The organism is Ensifer sp. SSB1 (genome assembly GCF_016652895.1).
GTDB lineage: Bacteria > Pseudomonadota > Alphaproteobacteria > Rhizobiales > Rhizobiaceae > Ensifer.
Window position 1 is genome coordinate 1 of record NZ_JAEPRP010000281.1, and the last position, 5,753, is coordinate 5,753.

The 5,753-nt window shown below is 59.4% G+C and carries 5 protein-coding genes; 3 read left to right on the forward strand and 2 right to left on the reverse strand.

Going from position 1 to position 5,753, the window contains the following annotated elements; translation table 11 throughout:
* The first annotated feature begins 173 nt into the window (after nucleotides 1–173).
* The 3 genes from I8N66_RS35645 to I8N66_RS35655 are packed head-to-tail and all read left to right on the forward strand — an operon-like array spanning nucleotide 174 to nucleotide 2,710.
* Nucleotides 174–893, forward strand: a complete 720-nt coding sequence (locus tag I8N66_RS35645) for a FadR/GntR family transcriptional regulator (RefSeq protein ID WP_291164739.1) — start codon at nucleotides 174–176, stop codon at nucleotides 891–893.
* A gap of 22 nt (nucleotides 894–915) precedes the next feature.
* Nucleotides 916–1,803, forward strand: a complete 888-nt coding sequence (locus I8N66_RS35650) for an NAD(P)-dependent oxidoreductase (protein WP_291164752.1) — start codon at nucleotides 916–918, stop codon at nucleotides 1,801–1,803.
* Nucleotides 1,804–1,855: 52 nt separating this feature from the next.
* Nucleotides 1,856–2,710 (forward strand): aldose 1-epimerase, encoded by an 855-nt coding sequence (locus tag I8N66_RS35655; protein ID WP_291164742.1) that lies wholly within the window; start codon nucleotides 1,856–1,858, stop codon nucleotides 2,708–2,710.
* A gap of 351 nt (nucleotides 2,711–3,061) precedes the next feature.
* On the opposite strand, the gene I8N66_RS35660 is transcribed toward I8N66_RS35655, so the two are convergent.
* Both I8N66_RS35660 and I8N66_RS35665 read right to left on the reverse strand, forming a co-directional pair.
* A complete protein-coding gene (locus tag I8N66_RS35660) occupies nucleotides 3,062–4,543 on the reverse strand; it encodes an NAD-dependent succinate-semialdehyde dehydrogenase (RefSeq protein ID WP_291164745.1) in 1,482 nt (493 codons plus the stop codon).
* 70 nt (nucleotides 4,544–4,613) lie between these two features.
* Nucleotides 4,614–5,687 carry an ABC transporter ATP-binding protein gene (locus I8N66_RS35665; protein ID WP_291164749.1) on the reverse strand — a complete coding sequence of 358 codons (1,074 nt, stop codon included), beginning with the start codon at nucleotides 5,685–5,687 and terminating at the stop codon, nucleotides 4,614–4,616.
* Between the last annotated feature and the right edge of the window lie 66 nt (nucleotides 5,688–5,753).

The following is a 5,753-nucleotide window of genomic DNA, read 5'->3' on the forward strand; positions in this document are numbered from 1 at the left end:
AGTCCGAAAGCGAAGATTGGGCGGACGCAGGAAGGAGCGAACTTGTCTTCGCAAACCATACGTTGCTATAAGTTCACCAGCCGGAATTCGCAGTGGGAATCCCGTTCGCTCGCCGGGCGATTTCGCACTGCCTTTCGGAAAGAAGCACTTCTTACAAATCGGGATAGAGCGACATGACCGATACCGGGCTAGAACTCGCGGCCAGGGATACATCTCCGGAACGACTGAGCGATGTTGTTTATGACGGGATCGTAGCGCTTATTGCCCGCGGCGATCTGCGACTGAACAGCAGATTACCCTCAGAGACCGATCTTTCGACCCGATTTGCTGTTTCGAGGCCCGTTGTACGCGAAGCTCTGGGTCGCCTTCGGGAGGATGGTGTCGTCGTCTCGAGGCAAGGCTCAGGTACCTACGTAAAGCGGCAGCCTGATCTTGCGGTTCTTCGGTTTGCGCAGGTTGGATCACTTGCAGACGTTCAGCGCTGTTTCGAGTTCCGAGCGGGTCACGAAGCCGCGGCTGCTGCGCTGGCTGCCGAAAGGTGGCAGGAGGAAGATCTTCAGCACCTCAGTGAGGCTCTCGAAGTACTGGAACGGTGTGTCAAGACGGGTACGGTAGGTATTGAAGAGGATCGGCAGTTTCACGAAGCTGTGGCTCACGCGACACGAAATCCATACTACATCTCTATACAGGAATCCCTGGCGCCACACATCGCCACGGGCATGAATATCACCCGCCAGCTCAGCCTTCTCCGTACGCCGGAGCGCCTGCGCTCCGTTCAGTCGGAGCATGACGCGATATTCGAAGCGATCCGGCAGCGTGACTCAGAAGGCGCACGCCTTGCGATGCAACGCCATATCCTGAACGCGCGCCAGCGGATGTTCGAAGGAGTTTAAGTAAGTGCAATATGCTGAAGGATTGACTGATGCAGCCGCTGCATCGGAAGGAAAACCTGCGTCGTCTCGGTCGGACCAGGTCGTGGCGCTCACCGGCGGCTCAGGCAGAGTGGGCCAGAGAATTCGCGAGGCCCTCAAAGGGAAGATCCGCTCGATCCGTATCCTGGACACCACCGACCCCGGCGACTTGCGTGAAGACGAGACCTGGACTCAGGTCGACATCTGCGACTTTGGAGCCATGCGGAACGCCCTGGACGGCGTCGACGCTGTCATTCACCTGGCCGGTTATCCCGGCGAGAGAGCGATCGAGGATATTCTTCGTGTGAACGTTCTCGGCACGCACAATTTGTACGAGGCCGCGCGGGAGCTCGGAATCAAGCGGGTGGTACTTGGATCCAGCAACCACGCCACCGGGTTCTATCCTCGCGATCAGCAGGTGCCGCCGGATGGCTTGATGCGTCCCGACAGCTTCTACGGCCTTGGCAAGTGCTGGAATGAACTTGAAGCCGGCCTGTACTTTGAGAAGTTCGGAATCCGCAGCCTGATCATCAGGATCGCGAACGCTACGATCGATCCGCATGATCCACGCAGCGACGCACGCAGCCTCGGCACCTGGGTCAGCCCGCGCGACCTTGCACAGCTCATTCTAATCGGACTTGAACATCCCGATATCGATTGCACCACTGTCTATGGGGTTTCTCAGACCGAGTACGACTGGTGGGACAACTCGACGGCGGCGAAGCTTGGCTATCGGCCGGCGGATCGTGGCACCGCGCGCGGCGCGGCCCGTTCATTGAGCGCTCAGGCGCCGACGGCGGAAAATACCCAGGTCGCCGACCATTTTCAGGGCGGGCGGTTTTGCGCGAAGGATCACGACGGCGCGATCAGGCGTCGCCGGGTGGGACCCTAGGCACGTTGGGCGGCATGATCCAAGGTTTATCGGAATTTGATTGGGGCCTGTCGTGCCCGATCTGACCATTAACAGCGGTGCGCTATCGGCTACCTTCCGGCCCGACCTTGGAGGACGTCTGACGCGGTTGTCGCACAGAGATTACGGCGACGTCATCGTTCCACTGACCGATATGGACTTCGATCCTCTCGACTGGCCAAAGGCTGGCGCCTTCCCCCTGTTTCCGTTTCACGGACGACTGGCAGATGCCCGCTTCAAACAAGGAGACGGATGCCATCAGCTTCAGCCGAATCCATACCGCGGCACGGATGCCATGCACGGACCTGCGCATCGCCGACCGTGGGATGTTCTGACGTCAACGCCGGACGAGATGGTGCTGACGCTGCACTACAAGGCTGATCCCGAATGGCCATTTGAATTCATGGCGATGCAACGCTTCCGCATATGCGGTTCAAGATTGGACGTAGAGCTTGAACTCACAAATCAGGCGGGCACTTCGGTACCGGCTGGACTGGGTTGGCACCCGTATTTTGTTTCAACTCTGGACACTCCGGTACAATGCAATGCAGGCTTGAGGCGGCCGTCGTCGGTCTCCAGCCAGCCAACCGATGGCTGGGAACGGCGGTCTCTGCCAACGGCGCCACTACTCAACCGCCCCTTCACTGAGCATTTTTCTGAATGGTCCCATACGAGAATATCGACGGACGCAGGCAGGCTGGAAGTCTCCCGGCACTCCGGGCTTCCATTTGTCGTCGTGCACCGGACGACCGGCTACATTTGCGTTGAACCGGTCTCTCATGTCGCGGGCGCATTTGCCCTTCCGGAAACCCTCAGAGAAAGCGCAGGGCTGACGGCATTGAAACCCGGAGCAACCATTCGTGGACGTATCTCGCTTTCCATAACCTGACAGGTCTCCCAGCGGCCTAAAGCCCCGCCATCGGGGCACGCCCGTGCCACCAAGTGCACGCACCTGAATCGTGGGCGGCCATCACGCGGCGAAATTGGCGACCAGGCAAGATCATACGCAGGCGAAAACGGACCTGATGCCGGCAATCAAGAACTCGTCCCACTAAATACATTATGCGATCACTTTGGCCCAGAGCGTGAAACACCTAGCAACACGCGTGCGGCGGAGCCGTAAATCACCGTCGTGCGAGCGACATGGGGATTCGAGTTCGGCCTCGATCTAAATGCTTTTGGGTGAAAGGTCGGTCCGGCCCGCGGCACCTTGGCTGGTCATTCACTGGCCCTGATCCCATCACCCGACATCGAGACAAAGATACTTGAGTTCAATGTAGTCTTCGATGCCGTATTTTGAGCCTTCTCGGCCTTGCCCGGATTGCTTGATTCCGCCGAACGGCGCCAGCTCAGTAGAAATCGAACCGGTGTTAACGCCGACGATTCCGTATTCCAGAGCTTCCGCCACCCGGAACACTTTGGCGAGATCCTTGGCGTAGAAGTACGAGGCCAGTCCGAACTCCGTGTCATTGGCGAGAGCAACAACTTCCTCTTCCGTTTCAAACTTGAAGAGCGGCGCGACCGGTCCGAACGTTTCTTCCTTCGCAATCTTCATCGTGGCCGTCACGCCCGTCAGCACGGTCGGCTGGAAAAACAAACCGCCCTTCGCGTCCTGCTTGCCGCCAAGTGCTACCCGAGCGTCTTTCGCCACCGCGTCAGCAATGTGGTCTTCGACCTTGGCAAGAGCATTGCGGTCGATCAGGGGGCCTGCAGTGACGCCATCTTCGAACCCGTCCCCGACCTTGATCGACGCAACCCTCGCCGCAAGCTTTTCGGCGAACGCGTCGTAGACGCCGGCCTGGACGTAAAGTCGATTGGCGCAGACGCATGTCTGCCCGTTGTTGCGGAACTTTGAGACCATAGCCCCTTCGACCGCCGCGTCGATATCGGCGTCATCGAACACGATGAACGGCGCGTTGCCACCAAGCTCCAGACCAAGTTTCAGGATCTTGTCGGCGCCTTGCCGCATCAGGATACGTCCCACCTCGGTGGAGCCGGTGAAGGTGAGCTTGCGGACCTTGTCATTGCCAGTGAGCTCCTTGCCAATCGACGCGGCATCCGTCGATACGATGACGCTGAAGAGACCCGACGGCACGCCGGCGCGTTCCGCCAACAAGGCGAGCGACAGTGCCGAAAGCGGGGTTTCTGCCGCTGGCTTCGATATCACGGCACACCCAGCGGCAAGGGCCGGCGCCAGCTTGCGGGCGAGCATTGCGTTTGGAAAGTTCCAAGGTGTGATCGCAGCGACGACCCCGATCGGCTGCTTGAGAACGAGGATACGCTTGTCCTTCTGATGGCCGGGAATCGTGTCACCGTAGACGCGTTTGGCCTCTTCGCCGAACCACTCCACATAAGACGCCCCATAGAGGATCTCTCCGCGCGCCTCGGAAAGAGGTTTGCCCATCTCCATGGTCAGGATCGCAGCGAGATCGTCAACGTTCGCAACCATCAGGTCGTAGAGCTTGCGCAAAACCGCCGCGCGCTCCTTGCCGGTCTTTTTCGCCCAGCTCGCTTGCGCCTTATGAGCGACCTCAATCGCGTGATGCGCGTCGGCGCGGCCAAGATTGGGCAATGTTGCGATCGTCTCCCCGGTCGAGGGATTTTTTACCTCAAACGTGTCGCTTCCCTCGCCCGCGCCGAGCCATACCCCCGCGACCGGGGCTCGGTCCGTGACGAGCGAACGATCCTTGAGCCTGGAAATCAGCGCCTCGGAAATAGCCATGATAGAGGACTCCTCGAATGATCGGTATTCGTGTTAGTGCCCGTGGTGTCGCGACATTTGTGCGGTCGTGTCAGGCGAAGGCGTGGGTCGAGCTGCTATCGAAGCTGAGCCATGCCTGATCGCCGCGCGCGAGTTGGGAGATCGCCCGGTGGCCGAACGGCAGTCTCACCGACAGCGTGTCACCGTTGCTCGTTTGGGTGGCGACTTCAATGTTGTTGCCAAGGAAAGTGATGTCGTCGATCGTAACCGAGAGACCTGCATCAACCGGTGCCTGCGAGAGCGACAGCCGCTCAGGCCTCAACAGAAGCGAGGCCTTTCCCGCCGCCTTCCCGCCATGCATCGGTACACCGTCGACGACCGTGCCGCCAGGCAGCGCGAGCCTTGCTTTTCCATCGTCATTTGCGAGGATCGCAGCCTCTATGAAGTTGCTGTCCCCGATGAAGCCAGCGACAAAATGGGTGGCTGGGTTCGCATAAAGTTCCTGGCCTGTCCCGATCTGATCGACTTCGCCTTGGCTGAACACCGCGATGCGGTCGGACAGGCGCAACGCCTCCTCCTGGTCATGGGTGACGTAAAGGATGGTGACACCGGTCTCCTGATGGATCCGCCGGATTTCGAACTGAATCTCTTCGCGCAGTTTTTTGTCGAGCGCTGACAACGGCTCGTCCATCAAAAGAACGGGCGGATTGTAGACGAGCGCTCGGGCGAGCGCGACGCGCTGCTGCTGTCCACCAGACATCAATGCCGGCTTTCGGTCCTCGAAACCGTCGAGCCTCACCAGCTTGAGTGCGGCTTGCACGCGCTCGGCAATCTCGGCTTGCGGCCGACGGCGGATGCGCAGCGGAAACGCCACATTCTCGCCGACTGACAGGTGCGGGAAGAGTGTATAGCGCTGGAACACCATGCCGATATTGCGCTGATGGGAAGGCGTCGACAGCAGGCTCTGGCCGTTGAGCAGGATGTCGCCGTCGGTCGGATCCTGAAAGCCAGCAAGAATATAGAGTGTCGTCGACTTTCCGGATCCGGACGGGCCGAGGAACGTCATGAACTCGCCCTCGGCAATATTCATGGTGACGTCTTTCACTGCCGTGAACGAGCCGAACTTCTTACGGATGCCGCGGATGCTGAGGAAGGATTCAGTCATGACTTTTGTCCCTTGCGACAGAGTGCCGCGAGCACCATCCGACCGATGGTGAATGCGCTGAGAAGG